The sequence below is a fragment of the Staphylococcus sp. HMSC063A07 genome, assembly GCF_001836955.1.
GTDB lineage: Bacteria > Bacillota > Bacilli > Staphylococcales > Staphylococcaceae > Staphylococcus > Staphylococcus lugdunensis.
In genome coordinates, this window is the sequence record NZ_KV830932.1 from 184,497 (window position 1) to 204,347 (window position 19,851).

Sequence of the window (19,851 nt, forward strand, 5' to 3'; positions counted from 1 at the left end):
TTTCAATCAAAAATCGAACTTTAATTCGATTTTTACAATTAATTTACGTCTTTTGGCACAAAAACGACGTGATTAATCGTTTAAAGTTAAGCTATAACTATGTTTGAGTAAACAAGGAGGAATTTTTTGTGGTTGCAAAAATTTTAGATGGGAAACAAATTGCTAAAGATTACAGACAAGGCTTGAAAGATCAAGTTGAGCAATTAAAAGAGCAAGGTTATACTCCAAAACTATCTGTGATTTTAGTAGGTAATGACGGTGCAAGCCAAAGTTATGTTAATTCAAAAAAGAAAGCTGCCGAAAAAATTGGTATGATTTCTGAAATCGTACATTTAGCTGAAGATACGTCTGAAGAAGATGTATTAAAAGAACTTGACCGTTTAAATAATGATGATTCAGTCAGTGGCATTCTTGTCCAAGTGCCGCTTCCAAAACAAGTAAGCGAACAAAAAGTATTAGAAGCAATCAATCCTGATAAAGATGTTGATGGTTTCCACCCGTCAAATATAGGCAAACTATATATTGATGAGCAAACTTTTGTACCTTGTACACCACTGGGCATTATGGAAATCTTAAAACATGCCGATATAGATTTAGAAGGCAAAAATGCTGTAGTGATTGGCCGCAGCCATATTGTAGGACAACCGATATCTAAGCTATTATTACAAGCGAACGCAACAGTAACTATTCTACATTCTCGTACTAAAGATATGCATGCACACCTTAAAGAAGCAGATGTCATTGTCAGTGCAGTCGGAAAGCCAGGACTCGTCACAAAAGAAGATGTTAAAGAAGGTGCTGTCATTGTTGATGTCGGTAATACTCCTGATGAAAACGGTAAACTTAAGGGAGATGTCGACTATGAAGCTGTAAAAGAAGTTGCAGGAGCGATAACACCTGTTCCTGGAGGCGTAGGCCCATTAACAATTACAATGGTATTAAATAATACATTATTAGCCGAAAAACTTCGTCGTGGCATTCAATAATTAGTACTCAAATTATAGAAAAGGCTGGGACATAAATCTCAGAAAAATAGCACTCAGATGAATTGAATTCAACTCATCTGAGTGTTTCTTTTTATTCAATACTTCGTATTGTTGGCTCGCTTTCTTAGGGGACAGCTTCAGCCACCCCAACAAAGAGAAATGCTTTTCGCATTTCTCTTTGTTGGGGCCCCTGTCTTCAGCTTGTCCTGTTCCCTCAAGAGTCTCGCCAAAATACGTCATATTTATATCTTAGCAAGGCGTTTTCTAGATCGTTTTTATCCAATATTATACTTCAACACTTAATTTAGGCACAAATGTTTCAAAATGAATCTGACTTTCATTTACACCCATTTCTCTTAACATACTAATCATTGATTGTAAAAATTTAGTACCTCCACAAACATATACTGCAGTTTGTTCATCAATATGTTGTACTAAATCAGCTTGTTTTAAATATCCTTGCACTGAGCGATCATATAATTCATAGCTTGCATCTGTAGCATTATCACTATACTGAGATAATATATTAACAAATGGCGTATCATCAGTATCTGCAGTTACTTGAATAAAATGTGATTGTTTATCATTATCGATTACTTGTTTAAACATTGGAACGAGCGGTGTTACACCAATACCTGCACCTAAAAACAAATGTTTGTCTCTGTTATTATCTACTTTAAATGGTCCCACCGGCGCGGAGAGATTAATATCGTCCCCTTCATGCAGTTCATCATGCAAAATAGTAGACACTTCACCTTCATGGTGGGTAGAAACATCTCTTTTAACTGCAAAGGTTAAATGCTGTGGTGTTCCAGCTACAATTGAATAATGACGTTTAGCTCGGTAAGGCATTTTATCACTTGAGACATCGACCGTAATATATTCACCAGGTTCAAAGCGACTTAAATCATATTGCGATGATTCAACAGTAAATGCTTTAATATCGGAAGATAATTCTTCAATTTTAACAATTTTAAATGGTTGAAAGCCTTCCCATAACATATGACTGTATATCTCTTGCTCTACATCAATAAATACTTGTGCTATTTCTCGATAAGCATTTTTCCATGTTTGTATGATTGGACTACTATCATCAAGTCCGACAACATCTTTAATAGCAGCAATTAAATTTTCTCCTACAATATCATATCCTGCTGGTGGTACTTGTAAAGCACAATGTTTATAAGCAATTTCTTTTACCACTGGCATAATCCGTTCTAAATGTTCTATATTAATAGCTGCTGCTAATACACTTTGTGCTAACGCTGTGGATTGAAATCCTTTTTGTTGATTGGTTTGGTTAAACATATTTTTTAACTCTGGATGTTGCTTAAACATTCTGTTATAAAAGTTTGATGTAATTTCTGTTCCTTTTTCTTGCAATACGGGTACTGTTTGTTGAACAATATCCATTTCTTTCTCAGTTAACATAACTTCAACTCCCTTAATGATACAAACTTATTTCCACTTTTTATTCTAAACCTTAGATTGGACCTAATTCACTATTATGCAAAATAATTCACAAATTAGTCATTTTACAAAACCTTAATAAATATTTTTCTAGATGTTTATTTAATTTAAATTTTATTTATTGTATATTAGGACTATAGTACGATGAATTATAAAAACTAAACGTGTATAGTGAAGATAAATAGATAGACGACTTAATGACTCGGAGGTAAACAAAATATGAATAAACTAATACAGTCACTTTCAGCGCTTGGTGTCTCCGCTACCCTTGTTACCCCAAATTTAAGTGCAGAAGCAACTACTAACCACGCACCCGAATTAAAGGGAGTAAATGATATAGTTATTGAAAAAGGACAACAATACCATCCTTTGAAAGGTATACGCGCGTATGATAAAGAGGATGGAGATTTAACACATAAAATTCAAGTTGACGGCCATGTTGACACAACAAAAGCAGGAAAATATAAAGTTAAATATGAAGTCGTTGATTCGGATGGCGCACTTGAAACTTCAACCCGATATATCGAAGTTAAATAATTGATACATAGACAGAGCGTTTTAACTCTGTCTTTTTTAATATTCTGGAAACCGCTTAACCCCTACAAATGATAACCGTTCTCAACTATTCCCTTGATCTGCTATTCTTCCCGCTAAAATATTAGGTTTCACAGAATGGACACATAATTTTAACAAATCTCGGACTTCCCGCCACAACTCACATTATTAGTCTTTCCCTACATATAATTTTAATTTTTTTCTTATAGGTACTTGTAAATATTGCGTAATAAACTAAAATTAATGATAAGCCCTACATTTGTAGTATTAGGAGGTCAAAAAAGTGTCAAAATTTAAGTCTTTGCTTCTAATGTTTGGGACACTGGTATTGCTTAGTGGTTGTTCCAATTTAGAAGTTTTTAATGCAAAAGGGCCAGTAGCAAGTAGTCAGAAGTTCTTGATTATCTACTCAATCGTCTTCATGCTTGTTATTGTTGCTGTTGTACTTACGATGTTCGCCGTTTTTATCTTTAAGTACAGTTATAATAAAAATGACGAATCTGGTAAGATGCACCACAATGGTTTAATTGAAACTATTTGGTTTGTGGTACCAATCTTAATCGTAACTGCTTTAGCTATTCCAACAGTTAAAACTTTATACGATTACGAAAAACCACCTCAAAAGGACAAAGATCCTATTACAATCTACGCAGTAAGTGCTGGATATAAATGGTTCTTTGCTTATCCAGATCAGAAGGTCGAAACGGTGAATACATTAACTATTCCTAAAGACCGTCCGGTAACATTCAAGCTTCAAGCGATGGATACCATGACAAGTTTCTGGATTCCACAATTGGGTGGTCAAAAATATGCCATGACTGGCATGACTATGGATTGGACTTTAACAGCCGATCAATTAGGTACTTTCAGAGGACGTAACTCTAACTTCAATGGTGAAGGTTTCTCACGTCAAACATTTAAAGTTCACTCTGTAAGTGAAAAAGATTTTGATTCATGGGTTAAAGAAGCACACAGTAAGAAAACGTTAGATCAAGATACCTTTGATAAACAACTCTTACCAAGTACTTCTAATAAAGAACTCACATTCAATGGTACACATATGGCATTTGTTGACCCTGCAGCTGATCCAGAATACATCTTCTATGCTTATAAACGTTTTAATTTCGAGCTAAAAGATCCTAACTTCACAGATGAAAAAGATCTTTACAAAGATGTAACTGATAAACCAATCAAGCCTGCACGTAAAGTTAAAGTTACAAATGCTAACTATGCACGTCATGGAATGAAACCTATGATTCTTGGCAACGATGATCCTTATGAAGGTAAATTTAAGGATGAAGAAAAACACAATCATAAGGAAATGGAAAAAATCTCAAAATCTGCTAAAGACGAAAATGCGTCTAAGCACGATGATGATCATGGAGGTGGACATTAATGAATTTTCCATGGGATCAATTACTAGTTAAAGGTAACTGGATGATTACAGCTGCACAAATTGGTGCACCATTCTTAGTCATCGCTGTTATTGCGGTAATTACTTATTTCAAATTATGGAAATATCTATACACTGAATGGTTCACATCCGTAGACCATAAAAAAATCGGCTTAATGTATTTAATCTGTGCAGTATTAATGTTCGTTCGTGGTGGTATTGATGCACTGTTAATTCGTACGCAATTAACTGTACCAGACAACAAGTTCTTAGAATCAAACCACTATAATGAAATTTTTAGTACACACGGTGTTATCATGATTATCTTTATGGCTATGCCATTTGTGTTCGGTTTATGGAATGTTGTTATTCCATTACAAATTGGTGCGCGTGATGTAGCCTTCCCAGTTATGAATAACATTAGTTTCTGGTTATTCTTTGCTGGTATGATTTTATTCAACTTATCATTTATTATTGGTGGTTCACCAGCTGCTGGTTGGACAAACTATGCACCACTAGCTGGCGAATTCAGTCCTGGTCCAGGTGTAAACTACTATTTGATTGCAATTCAGCTATCGGGTATTGGTACACTGATGACCGGTATCAACTTCTTCGTTACAATTCTTAGAGCGAAGACGCCAACAATGAAATTTATGCAAATGCCAATGTTCTCAGTGACAGCATTTGTTACAACATTAATTATCATTTTGGCATTCCCAGTATTCACTGTTGTATTAGCGTTAATGACAGCTGATAGAATCTTTGGAACACACTTCTTTACCGTTGCAGACGGCGGTATGCCTATGTTATGGGCAAACTTCTTCTGGGTATGGGGGCACCCTGAAGTATATATCGTTATTTTACCTGCATTTGGTATTTACTCTGAAATTATCCCAACATTTGCTCGTAAACGTTTATTTGGACATCAAAGTATGGTATGGGCAACTGCTGGTATCGCATTCTTGAGTTTCTTAGTTTGGGTTCACCATTTCTTCACAATGGGTAATGGTGCATTAATCAACTCATTCTTCTCAATCTCAACAATGCTTATTGGTGTACCAACCGGTGTAAAACTATTTAACTGGTTATTAACACTATACAAAGGTCGAATTACTTTCGAGTCACCGATGTTATTCTCATTAGCATTTATTCCTAACTTCCTATTAGGTGGGGTTACTGGTGTAATGTTAGCGATGGCATCAGCTGACTATCAATATCACAACACTTATTTCTTAGTAGCTCACTTCCACTATACATTGGTTACTGGTGTAGTATTTGCCTGCTTAGCTGGTTTAATATTCTGGTATCCTAAGATGATGGGTTACAAATTAAATGAAACATTAAACAAATGGTGTTTCTGGTTGTTCATGATTGGATTTAACGTTTGTTTCTTACCACAATTCATTCTTGGACTAGATGGTATGCCACGTCGTTTATACACGTATATGCCTTCAGATGGCTGGTTTTTACTAAACTTCATCTCAACAATCGGTGCCCTATTAATGACAGTAGGTTTCTTATTCCTTGTTGTTAGCATCGTTTATAGCCATATCAAAGCACCTCGTGAAGCAACTGGTGATAACTGGGATGGTCTTGGTCGTACATTAGAGTGGTCTACTGCTTCAGCTATTCCACCTAAATACAACTTTGCAATCACTCCAGACTGGAATGACTATGATACATTTGTTGATATGAAAGAACATGGTCGTCACTACTTAGACAACCATAATTACAAAGACATTCACATGCCTAACAATACACACACTGGTTTCTGGATGTGTATTTTCATGACTATCGGTGGTTTCTTCTTAATCTTCGAAACAATCATCCCTGCCCTAATCTGTTTAGTAGGTGTATTTGGTACGATGATTTATCAAAGTTTCGTTCAAGATCACGGATATCATATTCCAGCTTCTGAAGTTGCTGAAAATGAAGCTCGCTTAAGAGAAGCACGAATTAAAGAAAGGGAGGCTGTAAGTCATGAGTCATGATGTAAAAACTATTGATGCACGTACGCATGAAGGTGAACTAAATAAACTTGGCTTTTGGATTTTCCTTACAGCCGAATTTGCCTTATTTGGTACACTATTTGCAACGTTATTAACGTTACAACATGGTGGCGATTATGCAGGTAAATTGACAACTGATTTATTCGAGTTAAAACTCGTATTGATTATGACATTTGCCTTGTTATTAAGTTCTTACACATGTGGTATTGCAATTTACTATATGCGTAAAGAAAAGCAAAACTTAATGATGTTATGGATGATTATTACACTTGCATTAGGCCTTGTATTCGTTGGATTTGAAATATACGAATTCGCGCACTATGCTAGCGAAGGTGTAAATCCAACAATCGGTTCGTTCTGGTCAAGTTTCTTCATCCTCTTAGGTACTCATGGTGCCCACGTTTCGTTAGGTATTGTTTGGATCATTTGCTTATTAATCCAAGTAGCAACTCGTGGATTGAATAAATACAATGCTCCTAAGTTATTCATTGTAAGTTTATACTGGCACTTCTTAGATGTTGTTTGGATCTTCATCTTCACTGCCGTATATATGATAGGGATGGTGTATAGCGGATGAATACAATCGTAAAACATACAATCGGATTTATTGCTTCTATCGTATTAACGCTTTTAGCAGTGTTTGTAACTCTATACACAACATTGACTTTCCATGCTAAAGTTACAATCATCTTTGGATTTGCATTTATCCAAGCTGCCCTTCAATTATTAATGTTTATGCATTTAACTGAAGGTAAAGATGGACAAGTTCAATCATTCAAAGTTATTTTTGCCATTATCATCACCCTTGTTACTGTTATCGGTACGTACTGGGTAATGCAAGGTGGACACTCACACCACTTATAATGCGCTACTAACTTATGAATGTAAGTGAAAACCAGCTATCAAAGTAAAATCTTTGATAGCTGGTTTTTTGTTTGCATTTATTTTTTAAGGTAAACTAAGACTAAAAATGACATAAGGAGAAGATAATAATGACTTTCCCTATTATTATTGATACGGACCCTGGTATTGATGATGCAGCAGCAATTAGTATTGCTTTAAATCATCCCTACATAGACGTAAAAATGATTTCAACCGTGAATGGTAATGTCGACATTGAGAATACAACACGTAATGCGCTTAAATTAAAATCCTTTTTTAATAGTAACGTACCCGTACATCGTGGTGCTGCTCATCCATTAATTAATGATTTATATGACGCACGAGAAGTCCATGGTGAATCAGGTATGGCAGGGTATGATTTCCCTCCAATAACCACTGCTGATTTAGCTTCTACTAAAGCTGTAGAAGCTATAAAAGATGTACTTATAGAAAGTATAGAACCCGTGATCATTATTGCTTTAGGACCACTAACAAATATCGCTTTATTATTAGCAACCTATCCAGAAACCGCACACTATATTAAGGAAATTATTTTTATGGGTGGTAGTCTAGGTCGAGGAAATGTAACTCCCCTAGTTGAATTTAATATGTATTGTGACCCAGAAGCAGCCAATATTGTAGTAAACTCTGGTGTCCCGTTAACAATGGTCGGATTGGATTTAGCAAGACAATCTCCCTTGCCCCATTCAGTAGTTAAACAGCTAAAACAAATAAATCAAACTGGAACAATGCTCTATCATTTATTTCAGCATTATCGCACTGAAAACATTGAACACGGTTTAAATGTCTATGATGTCTTTACAATTCTATATCTTTTAAATCCCAATCAATATCATACTGTATCAGCAAGATTACAAATTGAGCTCAATGGTAAATATACAAAGGGTGCTACAGTAGTTGATATTAAGTCTAACAATCCGAATTGTACGGTCGTAACATCATCACAATCTAATCAGTATCTAGAAAGTTTCTTGTCTTCATTAGCATATTGTAAATAAACATAACAATCAGTCTGAGACATTCATGTAACGAATTAAAATGACAACGGCAAAGCCCTATATGCTTTTCATAATGTCATTAATGTGGTCAGAGATATCATTTGTAGGCTATTAAGAATGAAGTTTCTATTTGGTAACTTATGTAGAGGCAGGTTATTGTTTTTATACATAAGTCCTCTCATTTAGAGAAATTTATTAAATAATGTGAAAGGTTCTTATTTTTTAAAAATCATTTTAGTGTAAATTCATATATAAACGCGCAGTATTGAGTATAAAAGAAGCACAAAGACGATTTTTAATATCAAATCATCTTTGTGCTATTTCTTTGGGATTGATGTCCCAACCTGGTTATTTTTAATAGAACTTTTTACCATATACATTAATATCATAGTTTTGTTTTAAGATATTTTGGAATATATGCGTAATTTTATATTCGTTATTAGTAGTATTGGAGAGTATCTTGTTTGTCCCTAAAACCACTGTATATTTGCCATTAGAAAAACCAGTAAAATTTTGACCATTAAACATACCACTGACTCTATTATATTTAGGGAACGTATAAAAGCCATAGCGATAATTAGTTGGATAGCGTTTGGTGCCAAATTCATGAATGAACGGATTAGTTACTGATTGATCAAAAATTTTATTATTAATTAATTTTTCTAGTAAAACTCCCATATCTTTAGTCGTCATGAATAAATTACCGGCACCATAATATTCTTGTAGTGTATTCGGCTTGGCACTTATTAAATTATTATTTTTGTAATAGTAACCTATCGCCATATGTTGTTGAAATGGCTTTTCATTGAAAAATGCTGAGTTATTAAGTTTTAATGGTTTACCTAAGCGTTCATAATAATTTTGCGCGTATGGTTTGTGTGTTACCTCTTCTATAACTTTAGCTAACACAAGATAATTGCCGTCATTATATAAATGTTTATGATAGCCATTAGGGTCCATACCTTTTTCTTGTATAGCATGCACAGCATCATCCAAAGTTTCATAAGACGGAGATGCTTGGAATTTATATAATCCACTTTTATGTAGTTCTAAATCTTTTAACGTTATCTTTTTTGATGTTTTAAACCAAGGTAAATATTTAGACACTGGTGCATTAATATTAATTTTATGCTCAAGTTCAAGTTGTTTAAGCATTAAACCAGTGGTGAATTTTTGAGCCGAACCTATCAAATACATTGTATTAGGTGAACTTTTGATCTTATGTTCAAAATCTTGATAACCATAGCCTTTGTTCATAACTAATTTACCATCTTTAAAAACCGCAATTGTTCCATTAAATTTTTGCTTTTTAAGATATTTATTTATTTCTTGATATTGCTTGCCTTTAGCTTCTATTGTCTTTAAATTGGCAACATCTTTTACACTTTTATTTCTTTTTGCTATGTAATCCTCATTCGAGTCGGCACTATCTTCTTTATTCGTTGATATCTTTATTTGAGATTTATTGCCCGTGTCATCATTCCACATTTGATGAAATGAAAATACTAAAATTCCTAGCAATACAAATGGTATAACAATAATGCCTATTAACTTTTTATTTATATTCATGCGCTTTGGTCCTCACAAAAATTTTCTTGTTTACACATCGTGTAATACATTTAGTTGCAATTCGTTAGTTAACTTTTTTATATTATAAGTTATTTATTCAGCGATTGCACTAAGTTTATCTTATGCCATTCTACTAAAAATTCATCCTACTAAGGTCGTAGGATGTCTGATATAACAGTTTTGTTATACGGTTGACTATTTAGTTTTCATCGGAAATATTGTTTTAACTTTGTAAAAACTTTGTTAAGATAAGTATTGTAATTTAGTCTATAAAGTTATAAAATTGAGGGCTATAATGACAATTTAAAGTGGTCATCCACTATTTTTAATTCGTAGGAGCACAATATATGAACAAAATCCTGAAATACTTTATGATATTATTAACTTTCGCTTTAATTGCTGTGCCTGCAATTTTCGCTTACCAACTATTTAAAAGTTCTGAAAGTGCATTTCAAACATCGTATAGTAAAAATGATGCACAACGTCAATCTAACTTACGTGAAGGAAAAGTTGACCCATCTAAAGATGCAGTTTCAATTCTATTCTTAGGTATAGACGATAATGACAGTAGACGTAAAAACGGTCAGTCAACTGAACATTCACGTACTGATGCAATGATCCTATCAACATTTAGCCCTAAGAAAGAACAAATTAGATTGCTAAGTATTCCACGTGATACAATCAGTTACATACCAAAAGTAGGCTATTATGATAAAATCACACACGCGCATGCTTATGGTGGCCCTATAGCTGCAATGGATTCTGTAGAAGCAACTTTAAATGTATCAGTAGATTTTTATGTGCGCATAAATATGGAAGCCTTTGTACAAGCAGTGGATGAACTTGGTGGAATCTATTATGATGTACCCTATAATTTAAGTGAACCGAACAAAGAAGATTCAGGTAAAATAAAAATTAAAAAAGGTTATCAAAAATTAAACGGTGATCAAGCACTAGCCGTTGCCAGAACACGTCATCATGATTCAGACTTAAAACGTGGTGAGCGTCAAATGGAATTAATAAAATTACTATTTAAAAAAGCCAAAGAAATGGATTCTTACGATAAATTAGACAACCTCATAGAGATTGCTGGCAAAAATGCCAAACATAATTTAACTACAAAACAAATTGAGGCTTTAGCATCACGATACCTTTCTGATGATGTTGATTTTAAAACTTCGCAACTTAAAGGTAGCGATGACTATCTAAATGGAATTTATTATTACAATCCTAGTGTGAAAAGCATTCAAAAATATTCAAATATTTTGCGTTCTGACTTAGGTCTATCTAAAATTACAGATAAAGATGATTTCTTAGACGAACGCGTAATCAAACACTATGGTTCTCTCGTTCCATTAACCGAATTAGAAGAAAGCTTATTGCGTAAAAATCAAAAAGACAGCACAGCTTCAAATGATGATAAGGAGTCATCGAACCAAGATAATTCAGCTAATCAAACTAACAATCAACAAAATGGAAATACTGGTAACACTCAATACAACAATGATGCGAATAATCAAAGTCAAACTAATTCAGCACAAACGTATTAATATGGAGAGGAGTTCATTAAATGTCTCGTAAAACTTACGAAAAAATTGCCAATATTAATGGAATGTTTAATATGTTAGAACAACAAATTATCCATAGTAAAGATATGGCTTTGTTTAGAAATGAATTCTTTTATGTCAATCACGAACATCGCGAAAACTATGAGGCTTTACTCGTCTATTATAGTCACAGCGCTGAGAACCCGGTTGTCGATGGTGCCTGCTATATACTTGCATTACCAGAAATATTTGATAAAGTAGATGTCTTCGAATCAGATTTACCCTTTTCTTGGGTCTACGACGAAAATGGTATTACTGAAACAATGAAAAACTTAAGTATTCCATTACAATATCTTGTAGCAGCTGCACTAGAAGTAACAGATGTTACCATCTTTAGACCTTCTGGTTTCACAATGGGAATGAATAATTGGAATATTGCCCAAATGAGAATTTTTTGGCAATATACAGCTATTATTAGAAAAGAAGCAATTTAATACACACATATATGAATCTGAGACAGTATTCCTAGAAAAATTAAGTTGCGGAATATCATTCACTTAGTTAAGATCCTAAACATAATCATTATGTCTTAGGATCTTCTTTATTTATATAAAGAAGATAGCGGGACAGTATTCATTATGAATTCGTAGTCCCACCTCCACAAGGTTGACTAGGACTGAAAAAAGTTTGTAATAAATGCATTTTCAATCCAGTCAACCAATATAAACATGTTATCTGACAGAAACAGTTACACACATACAAAATGGCATTGTAAGTATCACATCGTTTTTTCGCCAAAAATAGGCGTATCCACATTTGTTGGATAATTAAAAGGTAAAATCAGTTTAATGATATTCGATAGACAAGCAAATTTGATATTTAGATTAGTCATATAAGCAAAGGGGTAATATTTTATGCATAAAGGAGAGATAAGATGATATTTAAAATTGTAACAAATAAAGCAATGCTGACTGATTGCTTTAACATACGTAAGACCGTATTTGTAGAAGAACAAGGTGTTCCTTTAGCGCATGAACTAGATGCGTTTGAAGACGATTGCACACATGTCATTGGTTATGATCATCAAGGTAAACCCATTGCTTGTGGAAGGTTTAGAAACGATAATACTTCCGTTAAAGTTGAACGCATTGCGGTCATTAAATCATATCGCAGAACGGGTGTAGGTAAGAAATTGATGCTAGCTATCGAACAATTTATCCATGAACAAGGATATAGCTATGTGACATTACATGCGCAAATACATGCCAAACCTTTTTATAAGTTATTAGGCTATTCCACAGTAGGTCAACCCTTTATGGAAGAACAAATTGAGCATATCAAAATGGAAAAATATCTTTATTAATATTACGTTTCGATTACAGGAACATCTAAATTATGACATATCTGCTTTTTCTCACATAAATAGTATTAACTTTGAAACATTGCTACAACGCATTGTAAGTCATTTAATCATTTCTTTTTAAAAAGTAAAATTAAACTTAGTTTACAAAATCGTTAAATTAATCTTTTTTATAAGGAGAAGCCTTATAATGAAATTGTATTTAACAATTATTAAGGAGTACGAAATATGACGAAAAAATTCAATCTTAAATTGCCGTCAATGCTTGCATTATCGCTTTTTGGAGCAACATTAACTGCACAACATGCTCACGCAGCTGAGTCAACAACAGATCAATCTACAAACAAAAATGTGATTGATCAACAAAATGATGTCGTTAAAGCAAACAAGGCAAAAAAAGCTGTATCTAACGCAGCTCAAAATGTATCAGGCGTTCAAGCCTATCATAATCCTTCATTAGTTAAATCATCAGATACAACGTCAGGTCAAACATATGATGCTAAATTAGATACGTTAACTGACCAAACTCATGCACAGACGTCTCAGCAACAAAATGCAAAAAATCAACAACAAACTGAACAAGCAAAACAACAAGCTGCCACAACTACAGCACGTCAAAATGCTCAAACATATAACCAAAATGCTGCACAAAGTAACAAAACAAAACAGCAAGCTAATGCAAATACGTCTACAACGACAAAGCAACAAGCTACACAAGCAGCAAATACATCACTAAAATCACAAAACAATGTTGAGACAACAAATCAAAAAGCAGTATCTACTCAAAATACTGCACAAAAACAGTCTAATAGCGTTACTACTTATCAAGGACGCGTTGGCGGTATGGGCTCAAGTGCAACTAAAGCTCAAACAGCTAAATCAACATCTGGCTTTACTGGATTTAGAAAAGCTGTAAGTACATATAAAGCAACATCATCATTACCTAAATATAAGCCACAAGTTAATTCTTCAATTAATGATTACATACGTAAAAATAATATACAAGCACCTAAAATTGAAGAAGATTATACATCTTATTTCCCTAAATATGGCTATAGAAATGGTGTTGGAAAACCTGAAGGTATTGTGGTGCATGATACAGCAAACGATAATTCTACTATCGATGGTGAAATTGCTTTCATGAAACGTAACTACAACTCTGCATTTGTACATGCGTTTGTAGACGGTAATCGAATTGTTGAAACAGCACCTACAGATTACCTTTCTTGGGGAGCAGGCCCAAATGCTAACAATCGATTTATTAATGTCGAAATTGTGCATACGCATGACTATGCTTCATTTGCGCGTTCGATGAACAACTATGCTGATTATGCAGCAACACAACTTCAATATTATGGTTTAAAACCTGATAGTGCTGAAAATGATGGTAATGGTACGGTATGGACACATTATGCTGTAAGTCATTGGCTAGGTGGCACAGACCATACTGACCCACATGCATATTTACAGTCTCATGGTTATAGTTATGCGGAACTATATGACTTGATTAATGAAAAATATCTTATTAAAACAGGGCAAGTTGCACCTTGGGGCACATCAAGCTCAACAGATCCATCGAAACCATCAACACCTACAAATCCAGGAAAACTTAAAGTAAGTACGAACTCTGGTGTGGCGCAAATTAAACCATCAAATAGTGGTTTATTTGTTACTGTTTATGATAAAACAGGCAAGAAAACAAACCAAGTACAAAAAACGTTATCAGTTACTAAACAAGCTACTCTAGGTAATGATAAATTTTACTTAGTTAATGATTACAATACTGGTAAAACATTTGGTTGGGTAAAACAAGGTGACGTGGTTTATAACACAGCAAAATCCCCTGTTAAAGTTAATCAATCATACAGTGTTAAACCAGGCACAAAATTTTACACTGTTCCTTGGGGTACGCCAAGCCAAGTAGCTGGAACAGTTTCAGGTTCAAGCAACCAAACATTTAAAGCAACAAAATCACAAATGATTAGTACAGCTACTTATTTATACGGTACAGTGAATGGTAAATCTGGTTGGATTAGTAAAGCATATTTATCTGCTATAAACAATGATTCATCATCGACAAAGCCATCAACAGATAATTCTAAAAAATTAAATGTTTCAAATTTAACCAATACGCTAGGTCAAGTATCAACTGATACTAAAGGCGCTTATACAACAGTATATGATAAAACAGTTAAAGAAAATCCATTATTAAGTGGAAGAACTTTCTCAATCAATAAAAAAGCGACATTAAATAATAAAACTTATTATTTATTAGCAGATTTTAACGGTAATGTTACACGTGGCTGGGTACCAGCAGATCAAGTGACTATTGCTCAAAGCACACCAACAAAAGTTAAGAAACAATACAATGTTAAAGGTAACGCCAATATTTATTACGTTCCTTGGAGCAAAGACAACCAAGTTGTTGCTAAAACGCCTAAAAATGGCGGTCAGTTTAATTCAATTGACCAATTAACAGTTGGTAAAGAAACATACCTACATGGTTCAATCAATCATCAATGGGGCTGGATTAAACAAAGCGATGTTGCTACACCTGCTAAATCAGCTGTGCGTACATTAGCTGTTAAAACAACACCAACAACAAAAGTAACAACGGCTTCAACAACACAAAAAGCTGCTTCAGCTGTACAAACAGTGAATAAGATTGGCCAAGTTAAAGTAAATAATTCAGGCATACGCACAAGCGTTTATGATAAAGCTGGTAAAAATGCTGCTAAATATGGCAATAGAACATTCACTATCACTAAACAGCGTACAGTTGGCAATAATACTTATGTACTATTAACAAATCATAATCAAAATACCCCTATCGGTTGGTATAACATTAAAGATGTTAATATTAAAAATTATGGAACTGAAAATAGAGTTACAAATCAATATCGCGTTAACAGTAAAAACCAAGGTTTATATTCAATCCCTTGGGGTACAACGCAACAACAATTGGAACAAGCAAATTCATTAGCACAACGTACATTTAAAGCGACAAAATCAGTCACAATCGATGGCGTTAAGTATTTATATGGTAGTGTTAATAACAAGCTAGGTTGGATTGCAGAAAAAGATTTAACATCATTATCTTCAAACACAGCATATAATTATACGTTTGTTATTAATAATAAGGATAGCTATTTCTATGACGATTTAAGCTTGCAAACAAAGCATTTATTAAGCCCTTATTATGAACAAACATTCGTTGTCGCAAAATACCAAGTGGTGAATGGTGTGAAATGGTATTACGGACAATTTAGCGACGGTCAATTTGCTTGGATAAATGAAAATGACTTGTCACAAGAATTGATTAAATATTCAGCAACAGGTATGACTTTAGATGCCGCAGCACAATTACAAATGTCATTACCTTACCCGCCACAATCTTATGTTGGTCCATCAAAATGGCGTAATGCTACACTCGCAGAAGTTAAAAGTGCGATGGACACATCAAAATTTGTTAATGATCCGGTTCAAAAATATCAATTTTTACAATTAGATCAACCACAGTACTTATCGGTTGCTAGTTTGAATAATTTATTAAAAGGTTGCGGTGTATTAGAGAATCAAGGTCAAGCATTCAGCCAAGCTGCTAAACAATATGGCTTAAATGAAATTTATTTAATTTCACATGCTTTACTTGAAACAGGACGTGGTCAATCACAACTAGCTAAAGGTGCTAATATTGTCAATGGTAAGTTAAGCACAACAACCGCAATTAAATACCATAACGTCTTTGGTATTGGAGCATACGACAGCAATCCTGTTTTTGATGGTATAACTTATGCTAAAAAAGCTGGATGGGACTCTGTAGAAAAAGCAATTGTTGGTGGCGCTCAATTTATTGGACAATCTTATGTTAAAGCTGGACAAAACACACTTTATAAAATGAGATGGAATCCTGAAAATCCAGGTAAACACCAATATGCTACGGGTGTCACTTGGGCAAGCGTCAATGCACAAAATATGAAAAATTTCTACGATACAATTCACGAATCTGGTAAATATTTCGATGTTCCAACTTATAAATAATATTTAAAGCAAACAGTGATACTTCATATACACATAAAAGTATCACTGTTTGTTTCTTCAATGTAAAAATCACAAAAACGAGTTGATAAGACCTCACAGTCTTATCAACTCGTTCTGCATATAACATGATTATTAGAATTATAAATAAATATGTCTACTGTTTAATTTATTAAGTAATTGTGTTAAGCTTTCAACCTCTTCCTCTGTTAAGCATTGGCAACGCGCTTCAATTAATTCGCATCGTGCCGTATTGATTTGTTTAATTAAATCACGTGCTTCATTTGTTAAGGTTAATTCTTTACAACGTAAGTCTTCATGTGACTGTTGACTCATAATATACCCTTTTGACACTAATTTTTTTATCCATCGCGATACAATAGACTGTTCTCTACTTATCTTCATCGTTAAATCATACTGCGATAAACGGTCATAATTGTATAAAATACGTAATAATTCTAATTGGTCGGCCGTAATATCTGTTCTTTGGCCAAATCGTCTGTTCACTAAGTTCAAGTCGTTGTTGGTAAGTGTAATAAGATTTTCTAGTTGTTTGTACATTGTTGTTCTACTCCACTATTATTTAATTGATAATATTATAAGATTTATTGGAAAAATATACAATACTATTCGACAAAATGATTAAATTCGTTGCATTTCTGTCATTAAATATAATAAATTAGATACAGTTAACATATAAAAGGAGTTATAACATAAATGTCCACATTAAAAGAGAGAGACTACTTTTTTGATAATGCACGTGCCATATTAATCTTTCTTGTCGTGTTGGGACATTTATTAGTGTCTTATACGTCTGAAGATAAATATTTGTCCGCATTGTATTTATTAATCTATAGTTTCCATATGCCAACTTTTCTTTTTATTTCTGGGTATTTTGCCAAAAATATTGAGCAACCCAACTATTTAGAAAAAGTAGCCAAAAAACTAATTGTTCCTTACGCTTTATTCTTTGCTTTTTTCTCAATTTATTATTATTTAACTGGTAAAGAAGATGCCATTCATTTAGATCCATTTAATCCTGTTTTTGCGCTATGGTTTCTATTAACACTATTTTTCTTTCATGTCATTCTAGTCATCGTTAAAAATTACAAACCAGTATATGTGCTAACTATTTCATTAGTTGTATCTTTATTAGCTGGTTATTCTAATAATATTGGTGAATATTTAAGTATTTCAAGAACGATTGTATTCTTTCCAATTTTTTATTTAGGATACTTAATGACTAAGAAAAATACTAAATTATTAAGAAATAAAAAGTTAATACCGATATCTATAATTATTTTATGTTTGTTCTTTGTAGGCTATGTACTTCATCCTATTAACGCCGATTGGTTATTAGGCAGCAGCGCATATACATCTGTAGGTGAGCATCCAAATGACGTTTACAGTCCACTTAAACGATTGTTATTGTATGTGATTATCTTAACTACGATGTTGTCATTTTTAATTTTAGTACCAAAACATAATGTCAAACTCACATATATCGGTAGACGCACGATGCAAGTGTATCTATTACATGGCTTAGTTATTGGGGTTGTACGTGGTTATAAACTATTCCCATTCCAAGAACCTGTTAACATATATACGTATCTTTATTTATTTGGCTTGTCTGCAATCATCGTCTTAGTGTTATCCAGCAAACCCATATGCAAATTTGTGAATCCATTAATTCATTTAAAAAAACCTTCAGCTTTTAAAGATTAATTGTGAAAATTTAAAATATTAAGTAAATTGCCAAATTATAGTCTTTATCTATGGTATGATAGAAATAATTTAAACTATCATTCGCATAGCAACTATAATTTGGTTTTTTTAGAGGTGTAAATATGAAGTTATCATTAAATTCAAATTCTACCTATTTGCGAGCGCCCAGCATACGACAATTTTCAAATCGTATGAAAGATATTGATGATTGCGTGAATTTGACTATAGGTCAACCTGACTTCCCAATGCCGGATAGTGTGAAACAAGCTTATATTAAGGCAATTGAATTAGACCATACTAGCTATTCACATAACAAAGGGTTATTAGAAGCACGTAAGGCAATTAGTCAGTATTTCAACGATAAATATCATTTTATCTATAGTCCAGAAGAAGAAATTATTATTACAAATGGTGCAAGTGAAGCGCTTGATACATCCTTGCGCAGCATCATCGAACCTGGAGATGAAGTATTAATTCCTGGTCCTATCTATGCTGGATACATTCCTTTAGTTGAAACATTAGGAGGTGTTCCAGTATATATCGACACAACTAAAAGTCAGTTTAAGGTTACACCTGAACAAATAGAAACACATATTACGGATAAAACAAAGGTCATTTTATTGAATTATCCGACTAACCCTACTGGCGTTATTTTAAGTCGAGATGAAGTGTACGCACTTGTTAATACGTTGAAAAAATATCCTATTTTCATCATAAGTGATGAAATCTATGCTGAAAATACATTTAAAGGATATCACACGTCTTTTGCTGAATTTGAAGCAATTAGAAATCAATTATTATTAATCGGAGGTCTTAGCAAATCCCATTCTGCTACTGGTATTAGAATTGGTTTTTTGCTTGGCCCTGCTTACTTAATTGAAAAATTGACGTTTATGCACGCCTATAATTGTATTTGCGCTAATGTTCCGGCACAATATGCTTGTATAGCTGCGTTAAACGAAGGGTTAAAAGCCCCTCAATATATGAATGAAGCTTATATCACACGTCGTGATTATTTACTTAAATCATTGACTGAGATGGGATTTGAGTTGAATGCTCAACCTGAAGGCGCATTTTACATTTTCCCAAGTATTAAAGCATTCACTGATGATGATTTTAATTTTTGTGTACGCTTGTTAGAGGAAGCACACGTCGCAATCGTGCCGGGTTCATCTTTTACAGATATAGGCAAAGGCCATATACGTATTTCTTATGCATACGATATGCCTGTGTTACAAGAAGGCATGCGTCGATTAAAACAATTTTTAACAAATAATTATAATTGAGTATATAAAAGT

Annotated in this window: 17 protein-coding genes and 1 pseudogene; 15 read left to right on the plus strand and 3 right to left on the minus strand. The window is 33.5% G+C overall.

Annotated elements, in window-relative coordinates; all coding sequences use genetic code 11:
- Positions 1 to 128 precede the first annotated feature (128 nt).
- Both folD and HMPREF2597_RS12975 read left to right on the plus strand, forming a co-directional pair.
- Complete coding sequence (gene folD / locus HMPREF2597_RS10845) at positions 129 to 986, plus strand: bifunctional methylenetetrahydrofolate dehydrogenase/methenyltetrahydrofolate cyclohydrolase FolD (RefSeq protein WP_012990888.1); 858 nt, start codon at positions 129 to 131, stop codon at positions 984 to 986.
- 81 nt (positions 987 to 1,067) lie between these two features.
- A complete protein-coding gene (locus HMPREF2597_RS12975) occupies positions 1,068 to 1,289 on the plus strand; it encodes a hypothetical protein (protein ID WP_225306461.1) in 222 nt (73 codons plus the stop codon).
- Here HMPREF2597_RS12975 and HMPREF2597_RS10855 read toward each other — a convergent pair.
- A complete protein-coding gene (locus tag HMPREF2597_RS10855; protein WP_002478385.1) occupies positions 1,272 to 2,417 on the minus strand; it encodes a globin domain-containing protein in 1,146 nt (381 codons plus the stop codon). The two genes, HMPREF2597_RS12975 and HMPREF2597_RS10855, sit on opposite strands and share 18 nt — an antisense overlap.
- A 258-nt stretch (positions 2,418 to 2,675) precedes the next feature.
- Between HMPREF2597_RS10855 and HMPREF2597_RS10860 the strand changes: the two genes are divergently transcribed.
- The 6 genes from HMPREF2597_RS10860 (at position 2,676) to rihC (ending at position 8,314) form a co-directional block, all read left to right on the plus strand.
- The gene (locus HMPREF2597_RS10860; protein WP_002459457.1) at positions 2,676 to 2,993 is read left to right on the plus strand and encodes a DUF5011 domain-containing protein; all 318 of its coding nucleotides are present in this window, start codon (positions 2,676 to 2,678) and stop codon (positions 2,991 to 2,993) included.
- Between the two features lie 301 nt (positions 2,994 to 3,294).
- Positions 3,295 to 4,407 carry a cytochrome aa3 quinol oxidase subunit II gene (qoxA, locus tag HMPREF2597_RS10865; protein WP_002478386.1) on the plus strand — a complete coding sequence of 371 codons (1,113 nt, stop codon included), beginning with the start codon at positions 3,295 to 3,297 and terminating at the stop codon, positions 4,405 to 4,407.
- Positions 4,407 to 6,395 (plus strand): cytochrome aa3 quinol oxidase subunit I, encoded by a 1,989-nt coding sequence (qoxB, locus tag HMPREF2597_RS10870; protein ID WP_002459459.1) that lies wholly within the window; start codon positions 4,407 to 4,409, stop codon positions 6,393 to 6,395. Before qoxA ends, qoxB begins: the two co-directional genes overlap by 1 nt.
- The gene (gene qoxC, locus HMPREF2597_RS10875) at positions 6,385 to 6,990 is read left to right on the plus strand and encodes a cytochrome aa3 quinol oxidase subunit III (protein ID WP_002459460.1); all 606 of its coding nucleotides are present in this window, start codon (positions 6,385 to 6,387) and stop codon (positions 6,988 to 6,990) included. The genes qoxB and qoxC overlap by 11 nt, the downstream gene beginning before the upstream one ends.
- Positions 6,987 to 7,277 (plus strand): cytochrome aa3 quinol oxidase subunit IV, encoded by a 291-nt coding sequence (gene qoxD, locus HMPREF2597_RS10880; RefSeq protein ID WP_002459461.1) that lies wholly within the window; start codon positions 6,987 to 6,989, stop codon positions 7,275 to 7,277. Before qoxC ends, qoxD begins: the two co-directional genes overlap by 4 nt.
- Before the next feature lie 128 nt (positions 7,278 to 7,405).
- Positions 7,406 to 8,314 (plus strand): ribonucleoside hydrolase RihC, encoded by a 909-nt coding sequence (rihC, locus tag HMPREF2597_RS10885; RefSeq protein ID WP_002478387.1) that lies wholly within the window; start codon positions 7,406 to 7,408, stop codon positions 8,312 to 8,314.
- A gap of 354 nt (positions 8,315 to 8,668) precedes the next feature.
- Here rihC and HMPREF2597_RS10890 read toward each other — a convergent pair whose 3' ends face one another.
- Positions 8,669 to 9,883 (minus strand): serine hydrolase domain-containing protein, encoded by a 1,215-nt coding sequence (locus HMPREF2597_RS10890; RefSeq protein ID WP_002459463.1) that lies wholly within the window; start codon positions 9,881 to 9,883, stop codon positions 8,669 to 8,671.
- 347 nt (positions 9,884 to 10,230) lie between these two features.
- Here HMPREF2597_RS10890 and HMPREF2597_RS10895 point away from each other — a divergent pair, with 347 nt between their 5' ends.
- The 5 genes and pseudogenes from HMPREF2597_RS10895 (at position 10,231) to HMPREF2597_RS10910 (ending at position 16,831) form a co-directional block, all read left to right on the plus strand.
- Complete coding sequence (locus tag HMPREF2597_RS10895; protein ID WP_070817299.1) at positions 10,231 to 11,433, plus strand: LCP family protein; 1,203 nt, start codon at positions 10,231 to 10,233, stop codon at positions 11,431 to 11,433.
- Positions 11,434 to 11,453: 20 nt separating this feature from the next.
- Positions 11,454 to 11,924: a DUF2538 family protein gene (locus tag HMPREF2597_RS10900; RefSeq protein WP_002459465.1), complete on the plus strand. Its 471-nt coding sequence runs from the start codon at positions 11,454 to 11,456 to the stop codon at positions 11,922 to 11,924.
- A gap of 234 nt (positions 11,925 to 12,158) precedes the next feature.
- A pseudogene (locus HMPREF2597_RS12980) lies at positions 12,159 to 12,254 on the plus strand (IS200/IS605 family transposase); the annotation flags it as partial.
- 110 nt (positions 12,255 to 12,364) lie between these two features.
- Positions 12,365 to 12,793: a GNAT family N-acetyltransferase gene (locus HMPREF2597_RS10905; RefSeq protein WP_002478389.1), complete on the plus strand. Its 429-nt coding sequence runs from the start codon at positions 12,365 to 12,367 to the stop codon at positions 12,791 to 12,793.
- A 225-nt stretch (positions 12,794 to 13,018) separates the two neighbouring features.
- Complete coding sequence (locus HMPREF2597_RS10910) at positions 13,019 to 16,831, plus strand: GW dipeptide domain-containing protein (RefSeq protein WP_002478390.1); 3,813 nt, start codon at positions 13,019 to 13,021, stop codon at positions 16,829 to 16,831.
- A gap of 138 nt (positions 16,832 to 16,969) precedes the next feature.
- On the opposite strand, the gene HMPREF2597_RS10915 is transcribed toward HMPREF2597_RS10910, so the two are convergent.
- Positions 16,970 to 17,389, minus strand: coding sequence for a MarR family transcriptional regulator (locus tag HMPREF2597_RS10915; protein ID WP_002459468.1), 420 nt, complete (start codon positions 17,387 to 17,389; stop codon positions 16,970 to 16,972).
- A 156-nt stretch (positions 17,390 to 17,545) separates the two neighbouring features.
- Here HMPREF2597_RS10915 and HMPREF2597_RS10920 point away from each other — a divergent pair, with 156 nt between their 5' ends.
- Together HMPREF2597_RS10920 and HMPREF2597_RS10925 are read left to right on the plus strand one after the other, a co-directional pair.
- A complete protein-coding gene (locus HMPREF2597_RS10920) occupies positions 17,546 to 18,553 on the plus strand; it encodes an acyltransferase family protein (RefSeq protein WP_002478392.1) in 1,008 nt (335 codons plus the stop codon).
- 122 nt (positions 18,554 to 18,675) lie between these two features.
- Positions 18,676 to 19,839: an aminotransferase class I/II-fold pyridoxal phosphate-dependent enzyme gene (locus HMPREF2597_RS10925; protein WP_012990889.1), complete on the plus strand. Its 1,164-nt coding sequence runs from the start codon at positions 18,676 to 18,678 to the stop codon at positions 19,837 to 19,839.
- Positions 19,840 to 19,851 lie beyond the last annotated feature (12 nt).